At 64.6% G+C, this 24,576-nt stretch carries 26 protein-coding genes, 1 tRNA gene and 2 pseudogenes; 11 read left to right on the forward strand and 18 right to left on the reverse strand.

The window, feature by feature from the left end:
- Window position 1 precedes the first annotated feature (1 nt).
- The 7 genes and pseudogenes from EV669_RS07550 to EV669_RS14215 all read right to left on the reverse strand — a co-directional run.
- The gene (locus EV669_RS07550) at window positions 2–331 is read right to left on the reverse strand and encodes a thioredoxin family protein (protein WP_132098298.1); all 330 of its coding nucleotides are present in this window, start codon (window positions 329–331) and stop codon (window positions 2–4) included.
- 59 nt (window positions 332–390) lie between these two features.
- Window positions 391–2,082, reverse strand: coding sequence for an ATP-binding protein (locus EV669_RS07555; RefSeq protein ID WP_054286683.1), 1,692 nt, complete (start codon window positions 2,080–2,082; stop codon window positions 391–393).
- Complete coding sequence (locus EV669_RS07560; RefSeq protein WP_132098299.1) at window positions 2,082–3,068, reverse strand: SpoIIE family protein phosphatase; 987 nt, start codon at window positions 3,066–3,068, stop codon at window positions 2,082–2,084. The genes EV669_RS07555 and EV669_RS07560 overlap by 1 nt, the downstream gene beginning before the upstream one ends.
- Window positions 3,065–3,478: an ATP-binding protein gene (locus EV669_RS07565; protein WP_055433320.1), complete on the reverse strand. Its 414-nt coding sequence runs from the start codon at window positions 3,476–3,478 to the stop codon at window positions 3,065–3,067. The genes EV669_RS07560 and EV669_RS07565 overlap by 4 nt, the downstream gene beginning before the upstream one ends.
- Window positions 3,468–3,863 (reverse strand): STAS domain-containing protein, encoded by a 396-nt coding sequence (locus EV669_RS07570; protein WP_318271364.1) that lies wholly within the window; start codon window positions 3,861–3,863, stop codon window positions 3,468–3,470. Before EV669_RS07570 ends, EV669_RS07565 begins: the two co-directional genes overlap by 11 nt.
- A gap of 11 nt (window positions 3,864–3,874) precedes the next feature.
- Complete coding sequence (locus EV669_RS14210; RefSeq protein ID WP_318271384.1) at window positions 3,875–4,417, reverse strand: STAS domain-containing protein; 543 nt, start codon at window positions 4,415–4,417, stop codon at window positions 3,875–3,877.
- Window positions 4,415–4,729, reverse strand: a pseudogene (locus tag EV669_RS14215) (RsbRD N-terminal domain-containing protein); the annotation flags it as partial. The gene EV669_RS14210 and the pseudogene EV669_RS14215, both read right to left, overlap by 3 nt.
- Before the next feature lie 268 nt (window positions 4,730–4,997).
- On the opposite strand from EV669_RS14215, the gene EV669_RS07580 reads away from it, so the two are divergent.
- The gene (locus EV669_RS07580) at window positions 4,998–5,792 is read left to right on the forward strand and encodes an alpha/beta fold hydrolase (RefSeq protein WP_165922724.1); all 795 of its coding nucleotides are present in this window, start codon (window positions 4,998–5,000) and stop codon (window positions 5,790–5,792) included.
- 196 nt (window positions 5,793–5,988) lie between these two features.
- On the opposite strand, the gene EV669_RS07585 is transcribed toward EV669_RS07580, so the two are convergent.
- Window positions 5,989–6,837 carry an EAL domain-containing protein gene (locus EV669_RS07585; RefSeq protein ID WP_132098301.1) on the reverse strand — a complete coding sequence of 283 codons (849 nt, stop codon included), beginning with the start codon at window positions 6,835–6,837 and terminating at the stop codon, window positions 5,989–5,991.
- Window positions 6,838–7,143: 306 nt separating this feature from the next.
- Here EV669_RS07585 and EV669_RS07590 point away from each other — a divergent pair.
- From EV669_RS07590 to EV669_RS07605, 4 genes are all read left to right on the forward strand, one after another.
- A tRNA-Leu gene (locus tag EV669_RS07590) sits at window positions 7,144–7,228 on the forward strand.
- Between the two features lie 49 nt (window positions 7,229–7,277).
- Window positions 7,278–7,763: a hypothetical protein gene (locus tag EV669_RS07595; protein ID WP_132098302.1), complete on the forward strand. Its 486-nt coding sequence runs from the start codon at window positions 7,278–7,280 to the stop codon at window positions 7,761–7,763.
- 109 nt (window positions 7,764–7,872) lie between these two features.
- The gene (locus EV669_RS07600) at window positions 7,873–8,268 is read left to right on the forward strand and encodes a hypothetical protein (protein ID WP_132098303.1); all 396 of its coding nucleotides are present in this window, start codon (window positions 7,873–7,875) and stop codon (window positions 8,266–8,268) included.
- A 218-nt stretch (window positions 8,269–8,486) separates the two neighbouring features.
- Window positions 8,487–9,023, forward strand: a complete 537-nt coding sequence (locus EV669_RS07605; RefSeq protein ID WP_132098304.1) for a helix-turn-helix domain-containing protein — start codon at window positions 8,487–8,489, stop codon at window positions 9,021–9,023.
- A gap of 148 nt (window positions 9,024–9,171) precedes the next feature.
- Here EV669_RS07605 and EV669_RS07610 read toward each other — a convergent pair whose 3' ends face one another.
- The 8 genes from EV669_RS07610 to EV669_RS07645 all read right to left on the reverse strand — a co-directional run bounded on the left by EV669_RS07610 (window position 9,172) and on the right by EV669_RS07645 (window position 15,545).
- Window positions 9,172–9,453, reverse strand: coding sequence for a hypothetical protein (locus EV669_RS07610; protein WP_132098305.1), 282 nt, complete (start codon window positions 9,451–9,453; stop codon window positions 9,172–9,174).
- A gap of 2 nt (window positions 9,454–9,455) precedes the next feature.
- Window positions 9,456–9,827, reverse strand: a complete 372-nt coding sequence (locus EV669_RS07615; RefSeq protein WP_080050629.1) for a hypothetical protein — start codon at window positions 9,825–9,827, stop codon at window positions 9,456–9,458.
- The gene (locus EV669_RS07620; protein WP_132098306.1) at window positions 9,824–10,540 is read right to left on the reverse strand and encodes a hypothetical protein; all 717 of its coding nucleotides are present in this window, start codon (window positions 10,538–10,540) and stop codon (window positions 9,824–9,826) included. The genes EV669_RS07615 and EV669_RS07620 overlap by 4 nt, the downstream gene beginning before the upstream one ends.
- Window positions 10,541–10,674: 134 nt before the next feature.
- A complete protein-coding gene (locus EV669_RS07625; protein ID WP_132098307.1) occupies window positions 10,675–10,941 on the reverse strand; it encodes a hypothetical protein in 267 nt (88 codons plus the stop codon).
- The gene (locus EV669_RS07630; protein WP_132098308.1) at window positions 10,938–11,567 is read right to left on the reverse strand and encodes a hypothetical protein; all 630 of its coding nucleotides are present in this window, start codon (window positions 11,565–11,567) and stop codon (window positions 10,938–10,940) included. Before EV669_RS07630 ends, EV669_RS07625 begins: the two co-directional genes overlap by 4 nt.
- Window position 11,568: 1 nt before the next feature.
- Complete coding sequence (locus tag EV669_RS07635; protein WP_132098309.1) at window positions 11,569–11,904, reverse strand: hypothetical protein; 336 nt, start codon at window positions 11,902–11,904, stop codon at window positions 11,569–11,571.
- Window positions 11,905–12,657: 753 nt separating this feature from the next.
- Entirely contained in the window at window positions 12,658–15,135 is a 2,478-nt protein-coding gene (locus EV669_RS07640) for a primase-helicase family protein (RefSeq protein ID WP_132098310.1), read from the reverse strand.
- Window positions 15,136–15,293: 158 nt separating this feature from the next.
- Entirely contained in the window at window positions 15,294–15,545 is a 252-nt protein-coding gene (locus tag EV669_RS07645; RefSeq protein WP_100311737.1) for a helix-turn-helix transcriptional regulator, read from the reverse strand.
- A gap of 427 nt (window positions 15,546–15,972) precedes the next feature.
- Between EV669_RS07645 and EV669_RS07650 the strand changes: the two genes are divergently transcribed.
- Entirely contained in the window at window positions 15,973–16,890 is a 918-nt protein-coding gene (locus EV669_RS07650; protein WP_132098311.1) for a hypothetical protein, read from the forward strand.
- On the opposite strand, the gene EV669_RS07655 is transcribed toward EV669_RS07650, so the two are convergent.
- Both EV669_RS07655 and EV669_RS07660 read right to left on the reverse strand, forming a co-directional pair.
- Window positions 16,856–17,926 carry a DNA methyltransferase gene (locus EV669_RS07655; protein ID WP_132098312.1) on the reverse strand — a complete coding sequence of 357 codons (1,071 nt, stop codon included), beginning with the start codon at window positions 17,924–17,926 and terminating at the stop codon, window positions 16,856–16,858. The two genes, EV669_RS07650 and EV669_RS07655, sit on opposite strands and share 35 nt — an antisense overlap.
- A 272-nt stretch (window positions 17,927–18,198) precedes the next feature.
- Window positions 18,199–19,476 (reverse strand): tyrosine-type recombinase/integrase, encoded by a 1,278-nt coding sequence (locus tag EV669_RS07660; RefSeq protein ID WP_165922725.1) that lies wholly within the window; start codon window positions 19,474–19,476, stop codon window positions 18,199–18,201.
- Window positions 19,477–19,749: 273 nt separating this feature from the next.
- On the opposite strand from EV669_RS07660, the gene EV669_RS07665 reads away from it, so the two are divergent.
- The 5 genes and pseudogenes from EV669_RS07665 (at window position 19,750) to EV669_RS07680 (ending at window position 24,413) form a co-directional block, all read left to right on the forward strand.
- The gene (locus EV669_RS07665) at window positions 19,750–20,676 is read left to right on the forward strand and encodes a CysB family HTH-type transcriptional regulator (RefSeq protein ID WP_132098314.1); all 927 of its coding nucleotides are present in this window, start codon (window positions 19,750–19,752) and stop codon (window positions 20,674–20,676) included.
- 255 nt (window positions 20,677–20,931) lie between these two features.
- Window positions 20,932–21,450 carry an OmpA family protein gene (locus tag EV669_RS07670; RefSeq protein WP_054286675.1) on the forward strand — a complete coding sequence of 173 codons (519 nt, stop codon included), beginning with the start codon at window positions 20,932–20,934 and terminating at the stop codon, window positions 21,448–21,450.
- Window positions 21,451–21,509: 59 nt separating this feature from the next.
- A pseudogene (locus EV669_RS14295) lies at window positions 21,510–21,809 on the forward strand (double zinc ribbon domain-containing protein); the annotation flags it as partial.
- Window positions 21,810–22,736: 927 nt separating this feature from the next.
- Entirely contained in the window at window positions 22,737–23,210 is a 474-nt protein-coding gene (locus EV669_RS14220; RefSeq protein ID WP_054287408.1) for a hypothetical protein, read from the forward strand.
- 66 nt (window positions 23,211–23,276) lie between these two features.
- A complete protein-coding gene (locus EV669_RS07680; RefSeq protein WP_132098316.1) occupies window positions 23,277–24,413 on the forward strand; it encodes a zinc ribbon domain-containing protein in 1,137 nt (378 codons plus the stop codon).
- The last annotated feature ends 163 nt before the right edge of the window (window positions 24,414–24,576 follow it).

Below are 24,576 nucleotides of genomic sequence, written 5' to 3' on the forward strand. Positions count from 1 at the left end.
GCTAGCGCCGGGACAGCGCCGACAACGCGTCGCGGATCGGTCCGGTCTCGGTGGGACGGACGAGGCGGGCCACTTCCTGGCCATCCTGCAGGAACACCAGCGTGGGCCACAGCTTGACCCTGAAGGCGCGCCCCAGGCGTCGACCCCGGCCATCTTCGATCTTGAGGTGCGCCACCTCGGGGAACCCGGACAATGCTTCGGCCAAGGGACGTTGCGCGCCCTGGCAATGGCCGCACCACGGCGCGCCAAACTCCAGCAGCACCGGCCCCGGCAGGGCCGCCACCGCCTCGGCCGTGGGTTCGGATGCAGCATAAACGGTATTGATCGGCATGACAGCCTCCCTGTTACAGAAACACATCGGTTTCTTGGCAGCGGCAATGCCTGCCGGCTTCAGACCTCCCCGGCCGGGGCTGCCGGCTGGGCCAGCAGGCTGCGCAGCGCACGTGGGGAGAACGGCTTGAGCAGATGGTGATCGAACAGGCCATCGTTGGCCGAAAGGCCGCTGTGGTCCTTGCTGTAACCGCTCAGGGCCACCATCAGCGGCGGTGGCGATACGCTGCCCCGCACCGCACGCGCCAGTTCGATGCCGCTCATGCCCGGCAGGTTGATGTCCAGCACCATCACTTGCGGCGGGTCGGCACGGCACAGGGCGAGCGCAGCCTCGCCATCGCTGGCAGTGGCAACTTCGTACCCCCAAAGCTGCAGGCACATCGCCAGACCATCAGCCGAATCGCGGTTGTCGTCCACGACGATCACCCGCTGGCGCGTGCTGACGGCCGCAGGCGTCCCCTCGGCGTCGGCGTCGCCGGTGCCCTGTCCTTCGGCCAACGGAAGCGCGATCTCGAAGGTAGCCCCCTTGCCGGGGCCGTCGCTACAGGCCTCGACCGTGCCATGATGCAGCGCCACCAGGCTGCGCACCACGTTCAGCCCGATCCCCAGGCCCGCCTTCACATTCTCCCGGCAGGCTGGCCCCTGGACGAACATTTCAAACATCTGCGGGATGGCTGCAGGCTCCAGCCCGATGCCGCTATCTTCCACACGGAAGATGACGCGGCCATGAACGGTGCGCACCAGCAGCCGGATGCGGCCTTCGGCCGGGGTGAACTTGCTGGCGTTGTTGAGCAGGTTGCCCAGCGCCTGGGCCAGACGCACCCGGTCGGCCCGTAGCCAGACCGGGGTCTCGGGCACGTCCACCTCCAGCACCTGCTGCTTGGCCTGGATCTGCCCGGCATTCATCTCCACCACCGCGGCCACGATCTCGCCAGCGGCCACGGTCTCAAGCTGGATGTTGATCTTCCCCTGGGCGATGCGCACTACGTCCAGCAGGTCATCGATCAGACGGTTGAGCTGACGACTCTGGCGCTCCACGATCGCCAGCACGCGCGGCGCAGCCCCCTCGCCGGCCATGCGGTAGACCGCCAGCGCATTGGAGATGGCGGACAGCGGATTGCGCAGCTCGTGCCCCAGAATGGCCAGGAACTCGTCCTTGCGCCGTGCAGCCTCCTGCAGTTGCGCCTGGTGCTCTTCCAGCTGGGCACGGTTTTCCTGCAGTTCGGCCAAGGTTTGCAGCAGTTCGCGGTTTTGCACTTCCAGCTCTTCGGCCAAGGTGTGGCTATGCTGTCGCACCAGTCCGTCCACCAGACGGGTCAGCGCCTCCGGACTGGGCAGACCCCGCGCCGGGTCCAGCTTCATGGCCAGCCGCACGCGCGTGCCGGCGCCGGGCGCGGTGTCCAGTTCGAAGACATCCACCAGCCGGCCGCTGCCGTACAGCCCCACGGTGCCTTCGTCGCGCTGCAGCCGACCCCGCCGCCCCACACGCGGCACATAGTCGCGGATGCCTGGCCCTTCGTCGACGATGCGCGCGCACACCAGCGGGACGGGGGTGTCCTCCAGCGAGAAGGTGACGCTGCCACCCCCGCCGTGCACCCACGCATTGCGTGAGATTTCGGACACCGCTGTCGCAAAGCGCGTGGCACCGGTATGGTCCAGGTCGAGGAGGTCGCAGATCTGCCGCGCTCTGCGCCGCACCCAGGCGACGTCCATCTCGTTACGGATGCGCGCATGCAGAAGATCGGTCTTCATCAGGAGGTACGCCTCAGCACGACCACGGTGGCATCGTCCGTGTCGCGGGTGTAGTCAAGATAGAGGCAGCCGGCCACCAGGGCCGGATGCGCCGAAAACAGCCCCGGCCGCTGGGTGAGGTTCCAGCGGCTGCTCAGGCCATCGCTGTGCATCACCACCAGGCCGCCTTCGGCTATCTGGTAGCTGTGCTCGCGAATGCTGCGCACCTGATAGCCCAGCGTGCCGTCATACGACAGCACGCTCCGGCAGGCGTCGTCCTGGCACAGGTGGGTGGCGATGTTGCCCACCCCGGCGTAGCGCAGCGTGCCGCTGGCGTGCTCCAGCGCGGCCAGGCCGGCCACCGCGCCGCGTGTACCACGCAGCGCCTGGTGCAGCACCGCCAAACCATCCGAGGGGCGGGTGGGGCGCCAGCCAAAGAAGGCGTCCAGCGCCGTCTGACTGGCACTGGCAGCCAGCGGACCATGGCCCAGACCATCGGTCACCAGCAGCCAACTGATACCGTGTTCATGACGCAGCGCCCAGGCATCGCCGCAGGCGTCCTGGCCAGGCTTGGGCACACATACCGCCCCACAGTCCGGGCCGCGTGGCGTACGCGCCGCCTCCGGGCGAAAAAAGTGGGCCACCACCGCCGTGCCCGCCTCCGGACGGGTATAGATTTCGGCCAACCCTGACTGGCGGACGATGGTGCCCAGCCCAAGGCCGAGGGTGCCCGCGGTGGAGTAGCCGTCGGTCAGGCAGCGCGTCACTTCCTGCATACCGTGGCCGCGGTCCAGCGCAAGGAGCTCCAGCCCCGCACCCCGTGCGCCGGGCAAGGGTTGTGCCAGGAATACCCCGCCTCCGCCATGCTTGATCAGGTTGGAGGCCATTTCACTCGCCACCATCTTGATCTGGGCAAGCGCGGCCTCGTCAAAGCCAAGGCCGTCCCCCACTCGAGCGGCATAGCGCCGGGCCTCGGCCACATGGGTGGCTTCAAGCCCCTCGATCATCGGCGTGCACCCGCCCGCTTCCACAGCACCACCGCTACCCGGGTGCCTGCACCGGGGGTGGACTGAATGTCGAACTCGCTCATCAGGCGCCGCGAGCCACTCAGCCCCAGCCCCATGCCACCGCCGGTGGTGAAGCCATCGGTGAGTGCCTGATCCAGATCGTCGATGCCGGGCCCCTGGTCTTCGAACACCAGCTGCAGCCCTTGGGTGAAGCCGTCTTCCAGTTCCTGCATTTCCACCGAGCCCCCCAGTCCATACACCAGGGTGTTGCGCGCCAGCTCGCTGGCGGCGGTCACCAGCTTGGTCTGTTCCACCACGCTGTAGCCCATCGCCTGGGCCCGGCTGCGTACTGCCTGGCGGACGCGCGCCACATCGTCGGGGCTGCGTATCGGCAGCTGTTCAGCACGCATCGCTTGGCGACCCCGCCGCAGGGTCTGTCTCTACGAGCCGCTGCAACAGCTCCATGCCACGCTCGACATTCAGGGCGGTGCGGATGCCGGGCAGGGTCAGCCCCAACTCCACCAGAGTGATGGCCACCGCTGGTCGCATGCCCACCAGCACGGTGGAGGCCCCCAGCAGGCGGGTAAGCGAGGCAATGTGTGCCAGTGTCCGACCGATGAAGGAATCCACGATGTCCAAGGCGGATATGTCGATCATCACCCCCTGAGCCCGGTGGCGCGCCACCTGCTCGGTCAGGTCGTCCTGCAGTGTCAGCACCAGCTGGTCGTGCAGCTCCACCTGGATGGTGACGAGCAGGAACGGCCCCATTTTCAGGATCGGAATACGTTCGCTCACCGCAGCCTCCGTCAGCCCTGTTTGCGCACGACGACATGGCCGGTACGCTGCAACGCCATCACCAGCGCATCGGCCAGGGTGGCTTTGGTCATGATGTCACCCAGATCCACGCCGAGGTGGACGATGGTTTGGGCGATCTGCGGCCGGATGCCGCTGAGGATGCACTCGGCGCCCATCAGGCGCGCTGCGGCGATCGTCTTCATCAGGTGCTGCGCCACCAGGGTATCCACTGCCGGCACGCCGGTAATATCGATGATGGCGATGCGCGCCTCATGCGCGATGATGCCGTCCAGCAGGTTTTCCATCACCACCTGGGTACGCTCGCTGTCGAGCGTACCGATGAGCGGCAGCGCCAGGATCTGCTCGTACAGCTTGACCACCGGCGTGGACAGGTCCAGCAGCTCTTGCTGCTGTTTCTGAATGATGCTCTCGCGGCCGCGCTGGTACATTTCCGTGGTGTAGAGGCCCAGGTCGTCCAGCAGGCGATTGAGCCGCCAAACCCGGTCAAGCACATCGTTGCCCGCTTCGCCGCTGCCGCTCAGATGTTCGAACATCGGCTGCTTGAGCGAAAACACGAACAGTGCCGTTTCGGTGGGGGCGAAACCCTGCTGGGCCCGGCTTTTGGAGAGCGCGGTCAGCAGGTCGCGCACCTCGGCCTAGGCCTCCTCCTGGATGTTCCCTCCCTCGCTTCGGCCAACCGCCTCGATAAACCGGCTCAGGAACTGGCGCGACTGTTCGCGCAGCTCGCCTTCACGCAGGCTGCCGCGGCGGGAGGCGGGCAACTGCAGCTGATAGGCCAGCCACTGCTCCAGCAGCTGGGGTTGGGCGTCCTGAAGCAGGGAACGCAGGGTATTCATCGAATTCATCCGCTGTATCTTTCCGAAAGGGGCGGTCTGCCCGCCGACTGTTTGAATGCCCTGGGCACAAAGTCCGGAAAGGGCCTGCCGGGTGCCCTGCGGCACCGTTAAGGGGCCGTGACCACCCGGCGGGCTGTCCGGAATTGCCGTGGCCTGCGGGCCGCAGCAATAGCAAAAGATTATGAACCGGCGCTTGGGTCCTCACCAGCGTGCGCGGCTGCCGGGGGTGGCGCACGCCTTGCAGGCGGTAGGACAGGCCATTTCGGAGGACCCCACCATGAACTCATTCGATCACACATCCGGCAGTTTCTTCACCCACGACGGAGCCCGGCTCTACTACGAACAGCACGGTCCCGGCAGCGCCCCTTGGCTGGTGCTGCTGCATGGAGGCATGGGATCGATCGAAGGCTTCAACCACATCCTGCCGGCACTCGCGGGGCATTTTCGTGTGCTGGGCATCGACAGTCGCGGCCATGGCCGTTCCACCCTAGGCGATGGCCGCCTGACTTATCAGCGTCTGGAAGCGGACGTGGCGGCACTGCTGGATCACCTGCAGACCGGACCGGTGCGGATCATCGGCTTCAGTGACGGCGGCACGCTCGGTTACCGGCTGGCCCTGCGGCGCAATGTGGTGGAACGGCTGGTAGCCATTGGAGGTAGTTGGGACTGGAAGAACCATGCCGAGGATCAGGCGCTGTTCCGGGGGTTGACCGGGGCAGGGTGGCGACAGAAGTTTCCGGACAGCCATGCCACTTACCAGCAGATCAACCCGGAGCCGGACTTCGATCGCTTGCTGGAAGCCACAGTGCGGATGTGGACCGATGCCAGCGAAACCGGCTATCCCGGCGACGCAGTGGCACGCATCCAGTGCCCGGTACTGGTAATGCGGGGCGACGAAGACCCGCTGTTCCGTCGCGAAGCCGCCTTCACGCTGGCCGCCCGGCTACCGCAGGCGCAGCTTTTCAACCTGCCGTTTGCCGGCCATGAAGCCCATGAAGACCAGCCCGACCTCTGCCTGCCGGTAATCCTGCGCTTCCTGAACGACGGCAAGGGCTACGGCGCACCGGTCTGAAGACAGGCTTCGGCCAAGGTAAAAGAAAGCCGGGCACGCCGGCCCGGCCAAACCATACCCATAGAGGAGAAGGGCGAAACCACCGCCCGGAGGAACCCTGCCCCCGCGCACCCGGCTGGACACCGGCTGCGTGAAGACCTGTTCAATCTAATGCTGCCGGCGGGGCGGTGTGAACCGATAAAAACTGCATTGCTTATCAGCTGGCAGCAGCGTGACAGAGCCCCCCCTGCTGCTGCAGCCCTTCGTATGGGCCTGCATAGCGACTGGCGCCCATCTGCCGGGCCATCCTCAGCTGTCGGCCGCAGGCGATGTCGTCCACTCCCAGCGTGTACCCTTGCGCCACCAGTTGCGGCATCAGGGTCAGCACGGCCTCACGCACCACCGGATAGACAAACGCTGCAGCCATTATCCGGGGCGCCAGCACCAGCCCATCCGGTTCGGTCTGCCACAGGTGCAGCAGATCCTGGGCGCCGGTTCCGAAGCCTCCCAGCGCCAGCCCGTGCCCCAGCGCCCGGTAACGGGTCACGAGCGCACGCGCAGTGTCCAAGGTGGATGCATCGGCAAACAGCAGGAAATCCACATCACTGGCTGGCAGGGCCAGCCGTTCCAGAACATCGGCGGTAAAGTCCACAATCCGGAGACTGCGGGCGTGACAGAGGCGCGGGTCCAGGTCAAGGCGCACGCGCGTGCCGGGCGGATGCCGTCCCCGGTGGTTGAGCAGGTGCAACACTCGCACTGCCTGCAGCAGCGCCAGGGTTTCGGGCTCGGCGTAGTGCAGTGCGAACAGCCAGTCTGCAGGCAGGGTTTGGCCGAAATGGCCATGAATGTGCAGACGGGCCGCCATGGCGGCCAGCCTGCCGGCCCTGTCAACCACCGGGGTGAACGCACTGGTCAGCCACCAGCCATCGAATTCGGCAAACACTTCTGCGGCATTCCAGCCCAGACGCACCGGGCACGCCTGAGCCGCCAGCAGCGCCTGGCACGCGTCAATCTGCCGGGAACAGTAGCCGGGGGGTGGGGCTTTGCCCTGCTGAAAGCGTTTCATGGCATCACGAAGCGAATCGGGACGCTCACTCTAACGCAGTGGCGGCCAGCAGCTTAATGCTTGATCCGATAAGCAAATCTGTCCGGATAATTAAGCCTCACGACCCTCGGCGCGGCTTCGGCCAACCTTGGCTCCCTCTGCGCATCAGCCGGCCATATGAAAAGCATTATCTCTTCTTTTTATAAAACCACCGTACTTAAAATTACCTGTGTCCTTGCCGACGCCGCGCCAGATGGGCACCCCGGAACCCGTTCCGGGACACGTTGATGACGAGTAACAAAAGGCCGTAACCTGTTGTTTTTACAAGCCCGGATGATGAAACTGGTAGACATACCGGACTTAAAATCCGGAGCCGAAAGGCGTGCGGGTTCGATTCCCGCTCCGGGCACCAGCACCTCGCGCACCGTCCAGCGAACCGTCTTGGCGGGCGCACCCCTTCCATGAGCATCGACGACGCCACCCTCGCCAAGGCGCGGGCCGCCTGGGACGCCTGCCTCCAGCAGGAGCGCGAAGCCCAGGAGGCGCAGCAGCGCCTGACAGCAGCGCGGAAGGAAGTCGCCGCATTCCACCGGCGCATGGCTGCCGCCTGGGAAAACCTCTCCGAAGAAGCCCGCGCACAGGTGGCATGGACGGCCCAGCACACCGCTGGCGCTGCCCCCGTTGAGGCCGCGCTGCTCACCCTCCAAGAGACTGCCGAGACCGTCCTATTCGAGGCGGGCCGCAAGCGCCGGGGCCACTACTCGGGCGTCAGTCTAGAGGCCATCCGTGCGGTCGCTCGCGCCCTGGGCCTACGCAGCTACGGCAGCGGTAGCGGCACCAAACCCCTGCCCGACGAGCGTCTTCTGCTCAGTGTGTGCAAGCAGTTCGACGAACGAGTTTCAGAGGCCAACGTCCGCAGCGCCCTGCAGGGCATACCCCGCAAATAGGCACCGAAAACGGGCCTCCATTCAACGGGGAGAGGCCCAAGCGGGTTCCTGCGAAAGTTCGCTCCACACGAGGCAGCGCGGTGCTGCTTCGGTTCAACAGGAGCGAAACATGGACATCAACACCCAAATCGACCAAGGTGGAACCCAAGAGCGCATCAAGCGACTGAAGGGTGAGCTTAAGCGTTTGGAAAGGTTTGGCACCAGGGAAAGCTGGTCGTCGGAGGACGCAAACTACCTCCTCGGGGAGTTGAGGCATTGGCTGGTGGAGGATTTCCCGTTCCCATCTCACAACGAGCTGGTGGCCGTCGCAATTGATGCCTACCAGAAAGCGCTCGGCAGTGAGCCAACCGAAGACGAAGTATTCCGGGATCTGCTGCAGTTAGCCCTGACGGTGGAGCGCATTGCCAGAGGCCCGTCGGTCGCGGACGAGGTAATCGCGTTGCTCGACAGGCATCTGGTCAAAAGCGGCTTCCCTTCGGTCGGGCACGTACCCTGCAACCAGTAACCTCGTGTCCCTTGCGGGTGCCGGTCTCCCTGGGCTTGGCAGGCGCTGCACGGTTCGCCCGACAAACAGCGAACCGCCTGGGCCGAGCTGGCCCAGGGCGGCCCGCCCCGCTGGGCGAATCTCAGCAAGTGCATGATGCTGTTGCCTTTTCTCCTCTCTGCTCAATGATTCGGTCATCGGCGGCGGTCGCGCTGCCGGAACAGAAAAGGAGAGCCACCATGATCCGCATCGCTAACGTCACCATCACCCGCTTCGCCGACCTGAACGAAGTTTCCACCGCCGACCTGCTGGCCTACTACAACAGCGTCACCGGCAAGAACACCAAGCAATTCCTGAAACGCGCCAAGGGCATGCAGCAGGTCTGGGCCTTGATCGAGCCGCAGCTCGCCCAGGTCGAAGAGACTGCCCAGGAGGAGCCCGCCGAGGTTGCGCCGGAGCAGGCCGAGAGCGTGCAGGAGCCCGCCACCCCGGCCACCGTAGAGGCAGCCCCCGCCACCGCGCCTAGCACCGCCGAGGAGCCCGCAGAGGGCGCAGCCACCGCCGAGGCCAAGGCCAAGGCCGTCGGACTCAAGGCCCGCGTGGAAGACCTCCTGGCGGCGCTCGCCAGCGGCCCGCGCACCGTCGCCGAGCTGGCAGAGGCGCTGGGCATGGAACAGAAGAAGGTGCGCTCCACTATCGACACAGCCCGCCGTGTCGGTCACACCATCGCCTGCGTCGGGCGCGGAACCTTCGCGCTGCCAGAAGCGGCCCAGTAAGTCGCAGTTACTCGCGGGTGCCCGTCTGCCCAGGGCTGGCGGCACCCAAGGGCGCAGCGAACCGTGCGAGCGCACTGTCTGACGGCCAAAAAGAACCCCGGCGCAGGGCCGGGGCGAAGGTGCAGTCGGAGTAACAGGAGCGGAACGATTAGACCGGCAGCATGACTTCGTGGCCGCCACGGCCCAGGTGCGGCAGCCCTTCGGCGTTGCCGGGCTGGCTCACGGGCGGATGGCCCTCAACAGCGAAGGCGGTCGTCGCGCCGATCTCGACGACAGTGAACTTATCGAAGGCCGTCGGCTCGACACGCTTGCACAGGGCGCGGGCGGCAGCCGGGGCGGAAGCTGCATCGGCAGCGGGCACGACGATGGCGTTCAGGCCATCGGCGCGGCGGAAGTGCGGTTCAGCGGGGTACAGCAGGAAGGTAGCCATGGTTAGATCTCCTCAGAGGCTTGGATGAAACGAAGGTTGGCGCGGAGTCGGCCTCCGAGCTGGCGGAACACGAACAGGCCGGGTTCTTGGGTGCGATCCACGATGCCGGGGCCGTGTGCGCCTTGCTCGGCGTCGGCCCAGCCGTCGGCGTAGCCCTTCAGCGGCAGATAGCCCAGGAACGGCATCACGCGCTGGGCGTTCGCTCCGGCCAAGGTGCAGCAGGTGCGGGCCGTCTTCACGTCCGGGCGGTCTTTGCCGTGGGCATGCGCCATCAGGCAAGCAGAAGCCAGGGCGGCGGCGTCGCGGTCGTCGAGGGTGTCGATGATCCGCTGGGCCAGCTCGGCATCGGTCAGCGATTGGAGATGGGCGTTCATTCCTCACCCCCTTCAGCGCCAGCAGCGGCTTCGCGGTCGCGCAGGGCGCGTTCGATGCGGGCGGTCGGGTTGGTGGTGCCATTCACGACTTCGCCGTAAAGCGACAGGCCATCAGCCAGGGCGGCCTCGGCTTCCTCGAACTCAACCATCGGCGCGAACACCTCGTGCTCTTCGGGGAAGATGTCGAGGACGGCTGCCGGGTGGAACGGGCGCTTGTCGGTCGGCATACCCGAGACCACAGCGATAACAGCGGCGGCCAGCTCGGCGTCGCCCAGGGAGGCGGCACGCTCGGCGGCGTTCTTCAGGGCCACCGGGCCAGCGCTGGCGAGGTTCTGCGTGTAGGTGGCGCGGCGCGGGCTGCCCAGCGTCGCGGCATCCAACGCGGAGAACGGGTTGTCATAGACGCCCTTGCCCAGCTCCAGCACGTTGCGGGCGGTCGCCAGATCCTTTGCCAGGCGCTCGGCGGTCTCCTTCGCGGCGGCCCGCTGGGCTGCGACCAGGGTGTCGGCCTTGCGCTTGGCGAAGGTCTGGCGCTCCTGGGCGGTCATGGTGATTTTGGAGACTTCCTCCATCGCACGCTTCTGGGCAATTTCGCGGGCGTCGGTCAGCGACTTGCGCAGGCTCTGGAGGTTGGCGGCGTGGGACTTCAGGATGGAGCGAAGTTCCTGCACGTTCGCACGGGACGGGATTTTCTTCAGATTCAACTTGGACATGCTTCTCACCTTTGAGAAATCGGAGCCGAACCATTTCGGCTTCCTTGGTGAGAATCATTCCTGTCTCGCAGCGCATCCGCTCTCAGTTTTTAGCGGGGCGCGTGTGGCCCAGGAAGGCCACAGCTAACGTCCGGTTACTCCAGGCGGCCCCGCCGGATGGGCGCTCCAGGCTGCTGGACGGTTCGCCCCGGCGTATCGCGCACCGCCCTGGGCACGGGGATGGGCAGGCGGGTGGTGCCTCGGGCCTTCTCCCCATAGGCAGCCTCCCAGCGGCCGAGCCCTTCCTCGTCCTGCCGGTAGTCCGGCATCAGGAAGCCGAACGGGGTTCGCCGGGGCGGCACCCCGGCTTCCTCCTCGAAGCTGACAAGCCCCTCCACCTGGGCCAGGAAGTCGCCGATCATGCTTCCGCCTCCAGCAGCCCAGCGGGCTCCGGCTCTACCTCCAGCAGGTCGCCCCGTGCCAGCGCAATTTCGGTGAGCAGGCCCAGGAGCTGCTGGCGCTTGCCTTCGTCGAGCAGCAGAACGTCCTCGGGCTTGAGCGTCAGCGCGTGTCCGCCGTACAGCTCTTGGGTGACGTTCAGGTTGGCGCTCAGTTCGACGGCCCGGCGCTCGATGTACTTCTGCGGGAGGAGCGCCTTGGCCCGCAGCTCCAGCAGGCGGTCGGAGAAGCGGGTGATGGTGCCTACCAGCTCGCCCTTCTGATAGACCGGCTCGTCGTAGCCCTCCACAGCGCGGCGGTGAATCTCCAGCTCGACGCTGCCGGTCGCCTGCTCAATGGCATCATCCCAGGCGGCGGCGAACTCGGGATTGTTCTTCCGCAGGATGTAGAACGACGGGGCGCACGTCCCCTTGGCGTGTGGGCTGGCTGCCCGAGCGGCGGCACTCACGATCCCGTGGCGGCGCAGCTCCGACAGGAAGACCTCCTTCCGTTCTTCCGTCAGTGCAGCTTGGGGTACGCCTTCGCCCCGTTTCCGGCCCACAGGTGCGCGGGGGCGTGCCCCTCCTCCATTCTTCGGCTTGATACTCATCTCAGTGTCCCTCTCCAAACTGGGCCACCGCACGCAGGCGGATGGCCTCATCATCAACGGATAACGCGCTCGTGAAGAGCTGGCGCTGTCGTGCCCAGGAGCCCCGCTTGTCCGTCAGGAACCGTCGCGCCGTTCGGACGAGGTGCTCGGGCGTGAAGCCCCCGCTTCCCTTCGCGTACTTCACCGTTTCGGGCGTCGCGTTTGCGTCGTTCCATGCCTGGAGAAGGACGGTGGCGGCGAGCTGGCGCTCGGGGCTGTCGCGGGCTTCGTCCTCGTCCTGCTCGATTCGGTACAGGTCGATTCCTCTCTGGGCTGGTGCGCGGGCGGTCAATGTCATGCGGATTCCCTGGTGCTTGCGTTCTCAAGGGAAATGATCTCGGCCCGGCAGCGGCGGCGATATCAGTTTTGGCGGGCGGTGAGCGGCCCAGGAAGGCGCTGTACGGTGCGCTCCACGGTCGGCAGCGGGCGGCCCAGGGTGGCGGGCTGGTCTCGCTGGCGGGGCGTGGTAACTCGAACTTACCGGGGCGTTCCGCTGCACCTCCTAGGCGGGCCTAGGGGCGGCGGCGCGGCCCAGGCAGGCCAGCGGCTGGGCGAGGTGCTGGCGGGCGCTCTCGGCGCTGCTAGGGCGACCCAGGAGGGCGGGAACGCGCAGGCGGGGTTGTGCCCGTGCGCATGCGCGATGTGTTAGTTGAATTGGATATGTCAGGAGTAGCAGCCGGGCCGGGCCGTGCTGCCCAGCAGCGGGAAGTAGCGGGCGGGAATTCCCGTGTTATTCCGCACTGCGGGAAACGCCCAAACCCTGTAGCCACGGGGTTCCTAGCCGGCTATTTCCCGTTTTCCCTCTTTAAGTAAGGAGAGGAAAAAAGGAGTAGCACCACACTGCTGTGGTGCACTGCACTGCTACTGGGCAAGTTGCACTGCCGGAACGGGAAAGCGGGAACATTCCCGGCGCAAACCCTGTAGCCACGCGGCCTGGCGGGTTTCCCGGCGGGGCGGGAAATTGGCGTTCCCGTTCCCGCCCTGGGCAGCCCAGCCGTGCATACGCAAAAAGGCCGCCTCGGTGGGCGGCCTCCTGCAAGCGTGTTGGACGTTAGGCCGTTGCGCTTCGCACCAGAGCGAGAATCCGTTCCCGAAGGTCGGCGTTCTGGAGTGCCTGGAACACCTCCCACTCGTCGCCCGTCATGTGCTCGACATGCGAGACATCATCGTCGCCCAGGTCGTCGGAGGGGTGATCCTGGATGGAGTACGGCAGCCACTTTTCCACCGGCTCCTCCCACTGACAAGGCGCACCGGAGAAGGCATTCCAGGCTTCCCGCGCACGCTCCACCGACCCGCTCAGCATGATGCGACGCTTGTTACCAGTGATCTTCGCCTTGCGGAACCCGAGCTTGGCGAACTCCTTCTCCAAGTCTTCGACGCTGACCGGGCGGGTCTTTAGGCGCATCCCGATCCACTGGGCCAGCTTGTCCGGGTGGAGGCCGACTTCGCCAGTCTTCTTCACATGAACCATCCGCTCGGCATAGCCCGGATTCGCCTCGTTCGGCAGCCATTCAGGCGGAAGTTGCCCCGTCCGGAACATCTCGCGGATGAAGCCGCGAATCGGCCCGAGGCTCCGTGCCTGCTGCTCTTCCAGCGCCCGCGTCCGAGGCACAGCGCGGACGTTGAAGTCGCTGATGTCGTAGTGCATCAGGAAATGCAGAAGGTTCTCACGCCCGCCAGCTTCCATAGCCCGGTTCAGTTCGCCGAAGTAGGCGGTGTCCTGCATCCGTTCAGAGCCAACATCCAGCACGAAGAACCGGCGCTCGAACTCCCCTGCGGGCACGACCCAGGCTTCGTTCGAGGCCATGATGATGTGCAGGCAGTTCCGGGCAGCCTCCGTGTCGAAGCCCTTACGCTCGATGGCGATTGTTTCCTCCGTAATGAGAGACTTGAGCGTGGATTCGTGCCTCTTGTCGCCCGCGTAGAGTGCTTCGTCGCCGAACAGCACGACGCAGTCGCGCAGGTGGGCGTTGAAGTTGCCAGTAACGTGGCGGGAGTCGGTAACGGGCAGGTAGTGCCGTCCGAACAGCCCACCGAACACCTTCGCAAGGAACCCCTTGCCCGTGCCACGCTTGCCCCGCAGGACGACGGCCACCTCTCCTGGGCAGCCTGGTTGCTGCACAGCCCGCGCCATCCAACCGAGCAGGTAGCGATAGTGCTCCTCGTCGCCCGAACAGACGTTATCACGAATATGGTCCAGGAACGGCAGGTGCTTGTCTCCGGCGACAGCATCCACCGCGAAACCCTTCCAGGTGTTGTACACGTCGGGTGGGGTGTCCTGCCCAGGGGCGAAAGTGACCCGCTCGTACTGGCGACGGTTCGGGTGCGCCAGCCACCAAGCCCCAGCGGGCTTCGCGACCGGGTTGCCCTTGGCGTCGGTGCCCAGATCAACCATGACGTTGAGGAAGCGGTTCTTGAAGTCGGCGAAGCTCTGCGCCACGAGATTGACTCGCCCGAGCCCTTCGTCGGTCACTTCGCTGACCACAACGCACTTGCCCCCGAAGTTCCCGACGACAGCGAACTCCTCGTTGAGCTTGCGCAGCATCGGATGGATGGCGTCCTCGTGCGCCCGTTCGATCTGGCGCAGGGCGTATTTCTCCGGGCGCTTGTGTTCCACCACGGACTCAGCGATGCCGAACGACTCGTCGGTGAGGATGGCGAAGATCACCTCGTCGGGCACCCCCTGGCGCACCAGCCCACACGCGGCGGCGAACAGCGCCTCGGAACGGCTCGGGTACTTGGTCGGGTTGTCGGGATCGTTGCCTTGGACGATGAGAACCTTCAGCCAGCCCGGCACGTTCCACTTGTCGAGGGCATCCACCGACTCCAAGGGCTCCACCTCGCCCAGCGGGACAGCGGCGAGAGCCGCGCCAGAGGAGCGCACGGTGGCGGGCGCGGCGGCACCCTGGGCCGGAGCCTGCTGGAAGCTCTCCAGCCCATAGACGCGCTCGGGGTGCAGCTCCACGAGGGTGGCCGGGGCAGCGGTGCGGCCCTTGGCCCGCTTCTTGGCGTCCGGGTTGTTGATGCTGCCCGGCAGGCGCAGAACACGATCCACGTTGTGGCAGTTGTCGGCCTCACGGAACACGTCCTGAATCCAGCGGGTGTATCGCTCGGCCTCTGCTGCCTGGGCCTCGGAGCCGTCCAGCAGGATAGGTTCGCGCAGTGCCCACAGCGCCTGGGCACCAGCGCCGGAACTGATGATTGCAGTGGGTGGCGGCAGCTCCTTCGGCAGGTTGTGCGTCAGGCGGCCGATGATGCGCTGGCGCTCCTCGCCAACGTCCTCCCCGGCACGCGGGTCGATATCCACGTGCAGGAAGCGCACGGCGGTAACGTCCGACTTGGCGGCCTTCTTCTCCAGCCCGTCGCGGGTGGGGTTCAGGTGGTAATAGACGTTGTTCTCGGCGTTGCCCGCCAGCCAGGCAGCCAGCTTGGCCTCTTGCCCAGGGACGAACAGCTTGGGCCGGAACACCTTCTTCTCGGGGCTGGCATACGAGAGCAGCCACGGGCCTTCCGGGCGGAGCCACTGCAAGAAACTGACAGCGGCGGCGGTGTCGATGATTGCCGGGGCAGCCTGTGCCGCCGAGAATTCAGCTTGAGTATCGCTTCCTTCTCGCTTTGCTCCGAAAGCCCCGTCTTCTGTCGCCCCGGAAGCGGGGCTTTCACCTTTTCGGGTGTCCAGAAAATCGCTCACAGGCCACCCCCTTTGGTTTCAAAGCGGGGCTGCGCCAGGACGAAGGCGTCCAGCTCGTGAATGTCGTACAGGACAACGCTGCCGAACTTGCGGTACGGCGGGCCTTTTCTCAGCTCGCGCAGTCGGGCGAGGTGCGGCACGGAAACGCCCAGGTACTCGGCAGCTTCACGGGCGCGGAGCCACCGCTTCGGGACGTTGAAGGAAATTTCTTCGGCGAGGTTGCCGTCTTGGGCAGGGATGCTGGACATGAGAGTCTCCGAATCTGATGTCGCCAAGATCCGGAGCCGCCCCGAGACAATGCCGGGCGAAGCATGAGAACCCACTCGGCGGGAACGGGTTCGGCTGTTAGCTGCGGACTGCCACCGCTACTGGTCGGCCCTCCGTAGGCCGTCCTGGTTCGTCCTGTCGATTCAGGCACGCTCTCGCTAACGACCCCAATTATCTGGCATCTACGCTCCCAACCGCAACAGGACAACCGTTCCTCCTGACACCGGCCAGCGCCATTCCTGAGATGTCATGAGAAAGGCACGCGGTCGGCCTCGCGGTGCGCGCACTGCCCAGGGAGCGCCAGCGGCCCGCCAGACCATGCCAGAGTGGTAACTGTGGGTTCTTGATGGCAACTAGACAGCATTCATTGTCAGCGTTACGCTCATGCGTTTGGCGTGAGGGCAAGGAATGCAGACTAGGGACGTTATTCAGCTCGGTGCGCGGCACCTGCAAAGCATGGCGGGGCACGACTTTGATGTCCTGACAGTGAGTCAGCCCATCAGCCCAGAAGCAGCGGTGAATCTCTCCAAGATAATCTCCAAGCTGTCCCCGCTGGTAGGCAACCTGATTGAGTTCAACACCGTTGAGTTCCTGAACGATCAGCCAGATTTTGCCGGCTTTGGGTCGTGGCTTCGGCAAGACCCCGGCTTTCCCGACACGATTTTCCAGGGAGCGGTCACGCCCACCCCTGGGTTTGAGATCAAGGCGTGGTTCCCGCTCGCAACTGAAATCACGGCCCGATTCAAGGACAGTCAGAACCATTTCTCCCAAGATCAGACCTACGTTGCCATGCTGGCATGGCTGCCGGAGATGGTTATCTACGGCAAGCCCAAGATCGTTGGAGTCTGTGTCGTTTCCGGGCTATCTGTCGCCCAGGCGCGAGACAACCATTACCACAATCCGCCGGACTACCTTGTTCTAGAGCCCGAAGACACCAGCTCGCGCACAGCCAACCTGCAGCAGACGAACACCAACGGATACAAGTTCCAGGGAACCCCGGCGCAGTTCGCCGAAGCACAGCGTCTTGTCGCGAGCTGGGGGCTCAACGGTCATCAGTACCGGCCAACGCCGGAGTACCAAGCTCTTCTGCGACAGTTGATCCAGCGGTATCCCTACCGACTAGATACCAATTACGCCAAGATGGATCGCATCGTCCATCCGGAGATTGAAGCCTTCAAGAGCTGGGTGTATCAGCAAACCATCCACGGCATGACGATCTACCAATGGAACCGCCTTTTGAGCAGGGGCGATGATCAGCAGATTCGTCAAGCCTTGGAGGCTCATCTCGGCATCAGAGAAGAGAACGCTGAAGACCTTCTGCTCTGAGGCGCTCCAGCCCATAGTGGAAATAGGTGGGATCTATTTCAGCCGAATAGGCCCGCCTGCCCAGACGATGGGATGCCACGGAAGCAGAGAACAAACCGCCGAACGGCTCCCATACGACATCACCCGCGTCTGTGGTCGCCTCGATGATCTGGGTAAGAAGGTCCAGCGGCTTCTGGTTCAGGTGAACCGCCTTCCCGCCAGGGATTGAAAAGCGTTCGCTCCCGCGAAGTGCAGGGCGCTCCCACACATTGGTGACACCGTAGGGACACTTAAACTTCGAGCGCATTTTCTCCCACTCCCGCGCCGTCCCTGGGTTCTCCCCATCAAGGGAGAAGTAAGGCCTGCCCGCAGGGGCTCCGTGTTCGTTGGCGTATGCCTGCAACTTCTCAAACATATCTGGCGGCGGGAAGTACCAAAGGTGCCCCTTATCCAGATACTTCCGGGCGGCTGCATCCGCCACTCCGCAAGCTATGTTTGCGGCTTTTCTCGGCAACCCCGAACGACTCCACTCGCTGATAAGCCATTCCCTTAGAGGAGTGCCGCCGACACGGGCCTCCATCACATATTGGACACACACTTCCGTCGTTACTGGGAAACGCCGGATCTTGCTGGTATTGACGTTGCCGGCAATGTGCCCCTTGCCCTTATTCCAGATGTTCGCATTGACATAGCGCCAGCCGTATTTTTCAAGAATCGGGTGGGCGGCAGCCCAGCCAATCTCGCTATTCCAGAACCAGAGAGTCGTTTGGGCGGTTGCCTGGCGCGACCAGGCGGCGACATGCGGCTCGTACCATTCCGGAATTCCAGTGTGATCTGAGGTATCGCCCTCGAAGCCCAAGACTCCGTATGCGCCATCACTGATGATGCACGTGGGGGTTTCCCAGTTTTGATAGTGCTGTAGGCTGTCGCCGAAGGAAACGGTGACTAGATCGTTTTGCCAATGGAGCTCATCAAGAGGCGCTTCTCTGGTTACCGCCTTGCCGCGCCCCACTGTGCTGGTTCGTTCCCGTTTTACGGACTTGGTTATGTCGTCCATCGTTTAATCCTAATCGTCACCCGCTACTGGGCGGTGCGCTCACAGTGCGCAGTGGTATCGGCGGCGGCAGTGCTAGCGCGGGTTCGCAAGCCCAGCATCCACACGTTAGGGCCAGGGCGGTGCGTCTCGCGGTTCGCGCCACTCTCGGCGGCCTCGGCTGCTGGTCTCGGTGTGCCGAACCAGCAACCAATACTCCCCTGCGCCTATCAAAGGCTTCGAGCGCCAAACCTGCCATGTTACCCGTTGCGGGTCGCCTGGGCGACCCTGGGCTGTTACGCCACAGCCCGCCTAGGGAGGGCTAGGACGTTGCCGTGAATTTGGCCCAGGAGGTAGGCCGAAACGCGGCCCTGCGCCTCTCTGAGCGTTGCTCCAAGCGCCGAGCCGTGGATGTAGCCGCCCGTTACGCCCGGCAGCTGGTGGTTGAGCAGGAGCTTGATAGTGAATGGGTCTAGCCCAACGGCTGCGGCGGCGGTCGCGTAGGAGTGGCGCAGCGCGTGCGGATTCACCAGCCCGGCGTGCCTGACGTGGGACTGGGTGAGGTGCCCCTTGCCCGAGGTGTGCGACGGGAAGAGCCACGGGTAGTCCTTGCCGAAGACCTCGGCGTTCTCCTTGACGCGCTGGCGCAGCATATCCACGAGGAAGGCCGACAGCGGCAGGTCGAAGGCCCGCTTCGGCCCGCCCTTCGGATTGGGCACGTGGAGGAAGCCGTTCTCCAAGTCCAGGTGCTCGATGCGGGCCTCGCTGGCGGCACCCCGGCGCATGCCGGTGAAGGCCAAGAACAGATACCAGTCTCGCGTCACCGGGTTGCGAAGCCCCTGCACCGCTGCCCAGAAGGCGGGCCAGTCGGTAACAATGACATCTCGGCGCTTCTCGTCGTTGAAATCCACCGCGTCAGTGGGAGGGGGCGGAAGGTCGCGCATCTTGCGGCGGGCGTGCCGATAGACAGCCCGGACGAGGCGCATGGTCTGGTTGGCAGCCACTGGCCCGTTGTTCTTGGTGATGGTGCGGTGGCGCTCATCCACGCCCAGGGTGTCGTCGCCGATCTCGCGCAGCGGGCGGTCGGCCCAGTCCTTGAGGTAACGCTCGAACAGGTTCCGGTAGCCCAGGACGGTGCTCGGGCGGCGGGCCTTGCGCTCGCAGCGGTCGATGTAGGAGTCCAGCGCCTGGGCGAAGGTGAATTCCTTCTTCGGCTCCGGCAGCGCCTCGGGCTCGGCGGGCTTGTTCGGGTCGATGCCCGCCCGGAGCTGGTTGATGACCTCCTGGGCCTTCGCCCGGACGGCCTCGATGGACAGGAAGCCCTTGGCGTCGCCCAGGCGAACGCGGCGGGTGCCGAGCTTCACGCGGCGGCCTTGGGCATCGCGCTCCTCGGAGTACAGGTCGCGCTGGACAGCGAACGACTTGGAGTTCGCATTCACGACAACCATCAGCCCAGGGACGAGGGTGTCCCGGACTGAGTACGACAGGACGCGCCCGGACGTTGGGTCGCGTTCGGCGTGCGGCAGGTTCTCGACAAAGCGAATCGTGAGTTTGGTAGGTGCGAAGGTTGGCATGGCGGTGCTCCAGTTGTTGGCCCAGGGTGGCGAACCGTCCGCGAACCGTGCAGGTGCCGGACTAGGTATGCCTCTGGATGCCGAACTCTTGGCCAAACCGCCTTCGCAGCCAATCATTTTATTGAGATACGGAGCCTAAATGCCTCTAACTGCCGCTAAATGATGGCAAAATGTGAACTTAAAATTATGAAGTGCTAAAAGGGTGGTTACCGACTGCAGCCTGTCGCGTAGGTCGCCCTGCTCTTTCCGCTATACATCCCTCGGGCCGCACGCATGAACTTCCAGCAACTGCGCATCATCCGTGAAACCGTACGCCAGAACTTCAACCTGACCGAGGTGGGCAACGCGCTCTTCACCTCGCAGTCGGGCGTGAGCAAGCACATCAAGGACCTGGAAGACGAGCTGGGCGTAGCCCTCTTCGTGCGCAAGGGCAAGCGGTTTCTCGGACTGACCGAGCCCGGCAAGGAACTGCTGACAATCGTCGAGCGGATGCTGATCGATGCAGGCAATGTCAAGCGCCTGGCCGAGCAGTTCAGCCAGCGCGACGCAGGACAGCTGACGATCGCCACCACGCACACGCAGGCCCGCTATGCGCTGCCGCGCGTGGTGGCGGCGTTTCGCGAGGCCTTTCCGCGGGTTCACCTAGTGCTGCATCAGGCCAGCCCGGATGAACTGGTGCGGCTGCTGCTGGCGGGCGAGGCTGATCTGGGCATTGCCACCGAGGCGATAGCCGATGTGCCCGAGCTGGTGTCGTTCCCCTACTACAGCTGGCACCACAGCGTGGTGGCCCCGCCCTCGCATCCGCTGCACCGGACCGCTCTCACCCTGGACAGCTTGGCAAGCTACCCTATCGTCACCTACCACCAAGGCTTCACCGGACGCGCCCGCATCGACCGGGCCTTTGCCGAAGCGGGGTTGACACCTGACATCGTGATGGCAGCCCTCGACGCCGATGTGATCAAGGCTTACGTCGAACTGGGGCTGGGGGTGGGCATCGTGGCTTCAATGGCAGTGGACCCGACCCGCGACACCGCGCTGAAGGTGGTGGAGGGCCCGGTCCTGTTCGGCCACCAGACAGCACGCATCGCGGTACGCCGCGGTCACTACCTGCGCAGCTTTGCCTACCGTTTCATCAGCCTGTGCTCACCCGCGTTGGAGGAAGGCGTGGTACGCAGCGCGCTTGATCCGGCACGCGTCTGATCCTCCCCCTCCGCACCACCCCGACAAGCATCTGAGCCGCGCCTGACCAGAACAGTGGCCAGCCGCCTGCTCCTTATCCTCCCTCGCGCGTGACGTCGCTTCTTGCGGGCACCGCTCGCGCACTATGCCCTGCTATTTCCTGGCACAACCGCAGTACACAATGAAATAGCAGTACATGTTCATAGGACAATTTCATTATCATTGAACAAGTAATACCCATACTGCCATTAAATGTATTCAGCCTTGGAATCTGCGATGAAAAACAGACTTGCCTTGAGTGGCGGGCTGCTCGCCCTCTCCCTGCTGGCCGGCTGTGCCACCCCTCCCCAGCCAGGTGTCCGCGTCAGTCAGACAGCCCGTGGGGTGGAGATCAGCTCCACCGACTCCATCCTCTTCGATACCGGCAAGTACGAGGTCAATGCCGGTGGGTCGACCTTTCTGGAGCGGATCGCCGACCTGCTCAAGAACAAGACCCGTAGCAATGTGGTGATCGAAGGTCATACCGACAATGTGGGCCGCAACGACTACAACCAAGAGCTTTCCGAACTGCGGGCCCTGTCCGTGGTAAAGGCACTGGTTGATCGCGGTGTGTCCAAAACCCGCATGAAGGCCATCGGTTACGGCGCCTCCCGTCCCGTGGCCGACAACGGAAGTGAAGCGGGACGCCGCATGAACCGGCGGACCGACATCATCATCCTAGGCGAGAAAAAGGAAAACCTCGGCACAGACCTTCTCTCCGACCTGAAGAGTCGCATCAAGAACCTGTTCCAGTAAGTTGTCCGCCCCGCGCCGCCCGCCGGCGCGGCCCGCCCCAAAGCAAGAAAGAGTGCACCATGGCTGAGTGTATAGCCTGTCGCAAACCCAACCCCGAACACGCAAAGTTCTGCCAGTTCTGCGGGACTTCACAGCCCTCCCCCTCCTCGGTGGACTGCGCGTCCTGCCCAGCGTGCAACCATGCCAACCCTGCGAGGCGCAAGTTCTGTGCGGCCTGCGGCCACCCGCTCAAGACAGCAGCAGACGAAGCTGCCGTGCCCACAAGCAATACCCTGGTGGTGCCAGCAGACACGGAAGAGCCCGTTCCGGTCTCCTGTCCGGCGTGCGAGGCCACCAATAGGCCGGGGCGCAAATTCTGCCAAGCCTGTGGCGTCAGCCTGCTGAGGGCGCACACGCCCTCCGGGGAAAGCGGGGCCGCTACCGAACCGCAGTCAGCCGGGCTCGACACAGTGGCAACGTCCGGCGCGGACGTCCACAACGCGGACCGCTCTGTCGGACAGACTGAGCAGTCCACCCAGCCCACGCAAGCAAAGGCCAACCCCGAGCTGCCCTCTGCCACGGTGCCAGTCAACCAAGTGCCCGCCATGACACCGATGGCCACCCCCGTACCGGCGGCGATGACGTTGGCGCAGGAGGACCCTTTCTCCGGTTGCCCGCAAGCTCCTTCGGACAACCTTCCTCCAACAATCTCCACCGTGTCACCCCTGCCCTCCATGCCGTACAGCGAAGACCCGGTACCGACCAAAATTGCCACACCAGCCGAAGTGGGCGGGGGCCAATCTAAGGCAGCCCAGTCCGCTCCCGAGCCCGCAACTTCGGCCAACCCTCCTGAAACCACTGCCGTGGTGGAGAAAGCCATTTCCGCTGCAGAAGAACAGGAAGTTCAAGCGAGTGGGGCAGGCCCAGAAGTATCCTCTACTGCCATGCCCGCTGCTGAAGATCGGGACCGACTGCCAAGCACTCTCATCGAGCACTCACAACCCGTACCGACCTTCATGGACGGTCGCATAGAGGAAGAGCACCCAGCCTCAGTCGAACCGGCGTCGACAGACCCCAGCCCAGCCAGCCCGGGCAGCCCCCCTTACCGCAAGGCCCCGGCTGACGAACCGGCTACGGCAGAGGTCACCCCCACCCACCCCGATCCGACTACCGACGGTCCTGCTCCCACCGAACCCCGCCGCCCAGAGGACGAGCAACTAGCCCCGGGTATCTCTGGCCTGACGGTCCCTAAGGCTCCCTCCGACACTGCGAAATCTCAACGGCGTGTTTCCGGAATACAGAAGTGGATGTATGCCCTGGTCGGTCTGGTGGGCACCGTTGCGGTGGTCGTGGGAGGGGTATGGCTGAGCCAGAAACCGCAGCAGACAGGGCAGGTTGCCAAGACCGCAGCCAGTGGCCCAGTGGCAGACACCCCGCAGACCCTGGCACCCGGTACCCGAATAGTCGAAACCAAGGATGTACCCGCCGAAAGCAGCCCCCAACCGGCCCCTCCTCCTAGCGTTCCGGACGATCCGCCAGCCGCCTCCACCCCGGCCGAGCCCGAAACTGCCCCCACGACAAAAGCCGTGACGCCCCCTGCGGCTGCGGCGGCACCCACCTCGCCAGCTGCGGAGTCCCAGGCTGAGCCCGCCAAGCCTGCACGCAACAGTGAAAACCGACCGGCTGAAGCCCGTAAGCCGTCGAGCAAGGCGGACAGCTCGGTGGAGGCCTTGCGACGCAAAAAAGAAGAGCTCTTGAGGCAGCTGCGTCAGAGCCAGTAAGCCTGCCCGGCAGGGCACCCTGCCGGTAGCAGACTGCTGCTGCCGGCCTCAACCCGGATGCGACACATGAAACTTTCCGAACAACTCCGTAATGCCAACGGGCTCCTGGATGCCACCGGAGCCATCACCAACTGGCGGGCGCTAACCCTGCTGGGCCTGACTTTCGTCACCGCCGCCTTACTTCTGACCGTCTGCCTCGCGTCGAACAACGGTTTCCTCGCTTTTGTGGGCGCCTTACTATTCGGCCTCACGCTGTTTTATGGCGGCAATGCCGTGGGTATCACCCTGATGGATGCGGCAGCCAACGAAGGCAGGGTGCGCCCGATGGCAACCGCAGTGATGGTGTCGCTATTCAGCAGCCATCGGCTGATCGTGCTCGCCCTCTTGGCTGCGCTGGTCATGACCGCGCTCTTCTTGGTGGTGGCCCTGGCGCTTTTCCTCTGCAAGATTCCGGTGCTGGGACCCTTGCTCACGGTGGTGGTTTTGCCGGTGGGCGCCCTGCTCGTCGGTCTGAGCTTCTTCGTGTTCAACTTCGTGTTCTATCCAATGGCGGCCGCTGCGGTATGGAACGGCGCAGGTATCCGCGAAACCATCAGTCACCTGCTCGCGATCGCCCGCCAGAAGCTGGCTTCGGTACTGATCCAGGAAGTGCTGCTGATGCTGCTGGTGGGGTTAATCAGCCTTTTCATCGGCATCGTGGTGTTCTATGGCTTGTTTGTGGTCGGCAGCATGGCTAGCGGCATTCTGGTACCGGAAGGGCTGACCAGGATGCTGCTGATGGGCGGGCCTGCCATGCTGCTGGGCATGGGCGGTGGCGAGGGCAGCGGGGCATACATGATGGCCATGAGCGTGGGTGCAGGCCTGCTGATCGCCATCGGCATGATCATTCCCGGCCTGATCACCCTGCAGGGCTACTGCCAGATCTACCTCAGCTCCCTGGAAGGACTGGATGTGGCCCACGCCCGGCAGCTGGTGGAGGAAGGGAGCGCGGCCCTGCGGCGCAAGCAGGAGGAGATGCGTCGGCGGCTGGAAGAAACCCAGCGCAAAACTGCCCAACCGGGGACCAGTACACCCGTGGTTGCGCCCACGACCGCTTCGGCCAACCCTTCCACCGCGGCAGCGGCCGTCTGCCCGGCCTGCCATACCGTACCGGAAGAGCCCGATGGCAAGTTCTGCGGCGAATGCGGTCATCAACTGAGGTAAGCGACATGGGTCTTTTCTGCACGGAATGCGGGCAGCGCAAGGAAAGCGCTGATGCCCTGTTCTGCACCCACTGCGGGCATCGCTTCCCGTCTGGCACCACCGTTTTTCAGCCTACCCTAGCGCCTCTCGCCAGCGACCCTCTTCGGTCACCGGCTGCTTCCCT

The organism is Gulbenkiania mobilis, assembly GCA_004346645.1.
Taxonomy (GTDB): Bacteria; Pseudomonadota; Gammaproteobacteria; order Burkholderiales; family Chromobacteriaceae; genus Gulbenkiania; species Gulbenkiania mobilis.

Coding starts and splice junctions, on each gene's coding strand:
- EV669_RS07550 (WP_132098298.1), bottom strand. CDS start 331: ATGCCGATCAATACCGTTTATGCTGCATCCGAACCCACGGCCGAGGCG.
- EV669_RS07555 (WP_054286683.1), bottom strand. CDS start 2,082: ATGAAGACCGATCTTCTGCATGCGCGCATCCGTAACGAGATGGACGTC.
- EV669_RS07560 (WP_132098299.1), bottom strand. CDS start 3,068: ATGATCGAGGGGCTTGAAGCCACCCATGTGGCCGAGGCCCGGCGCTAT.
- EV669_RS07565 (WP_055433320.1), bottom strand. CDS start 3,478: ATGCGTGCTGAACAGCTGCCGATACGCAGCCCCGACGATGTGGCGCGC.
- EV669_RS14210 (WP_318271384.1), bottom strand. CDS start 4,417: ATGTTCGAACATCTGAGCGGCAGCGGCGAAGCGGGCAACGATGTGCTT.
- EV669_RS07580 (WP_165922724.1), top strand. CDS start 4,998: ATGAACTCATTCGATCACACATCCGGCAGTTTCTTCACCCACGACGGA.
- EV669_RS07585 (WP_132098301.1), bottom strand. CDS start 6,837: ATGAAACGCTTTCAGCAGGGCAAAGCCCCACCCCCCGGCTACTGTTCC.
- EV669_RS07595 (WP_132098302.1), top strand. CDS start 7,278: ATGAGCATCGACGACGCCACCCTCGCCAAGGCGCGGGCCGCCTGGGAC.
- EV669_RS07600 (WP_132098303.1), top strand. CDS start 7,873: ATGGACATCAACACCCAAATCGACCAAGGTGGAACCCAAGAGCGCATC.
- EV669_RS07605 (WP_132098304.1), top strand. CDS start 8,487: ATGATCCGCATCGCTAACGTCACCATCACCCGCTTCGCCGACCTGAAC.
- EV669_RS07610 (WP_132098305.1), bottom strand. CDS start 9,453: ATGGCTACCTTCCTGCTGTACCCCGCTGAACCGCACTTCCGCCGCGCC.
- EV669_RS07615 (WP_080050629.1), bottom strand. CDS start 9,827: ATGAACGCCCATCTCCAATCGCTGACCGATGCCGAGCTGGCCCAGCGG.
- EV669_RS07620 (WP_132098306.1), bottom strand. CDS start 10,540: ATGTCCAAGTTGAATCTGAAGAAAATCCCGTCCCGTGCGAACGTGCAG.
- EV669_RS07625 (WP_132098307.1), bottom strand. CDS start 10,941: ATGATCGGCGACTTCCTGGCCCAGGTGGAGGGGCTTGTCAGCTTCGAG.
- EV669_RS07630 (WP_132098308.1), bottom strand. CDS start 11,567: ATGAGTATCAAGCCGAAGAATGGAGGAGGGGCACGCCCCCGCGCACCT.
- EV669_RS07635 (WP_132098309.1), bottom strand. CDS start 11,904: ATGACATTGACCGCCCGCGCACCAGCCCAGAGAGGAATCGACCTGTAC.
- EV669_RS07645 (WP_100311737.1), bottom strand. CDS start 15,545: ATGTCCAGCATCCCTGCCCAAGACGGCAACCTCGCCGAAGAAATTTCC.
- EV669_RS07650 (WP_132098311.1), top strand. CDS start 15,973: ATGCAGACTAGGGACGTTATTCAGCTCGGTGCGCGGCACCTGCAAAGC.
- EV669_RS07655 (WP_132098312.1), bottom strand. CDS start 17,926: ATGGACGACATAACCAAGTCCGTAAAACGGGAACGAACCAGCACAGTG.
- EV669_RS07660 (WP_165922725.1), bottom strand. CDS start 19,476: ATGCCAACCTTCGCACCTACCAAACTCACGATTCGCTTTGTCGAGAAC.
- EV669_RS07665 (WP_132098314.1), top strand. CDS start 19,750: ATGAACTTCCAGCAACTGCGCATCATCCGTGAAACCGTACGCCAGAAC.
- EV669_RS07670 (WP_054286675.1), top strand. CDS start 20,932: ATGAAAAACAGACTTGCCTTGAGTGGCGGGCTGCTCGCCCTCTCCCTG.
- EV669_RS14220 (WP_054287408.1), top strand. CDS start 22,737: ATGTATGCCCTGGTCGGTCTGGTGGGCACCGTTGCGGTGGTCGTGGGA.
- EV669_RS07680 (WP_132098316.1), top strand. CDS start 23,277: ATGAAACTTTCCGAACAACTCCGTAATGCCAACGGGCTCCTGGATGCC.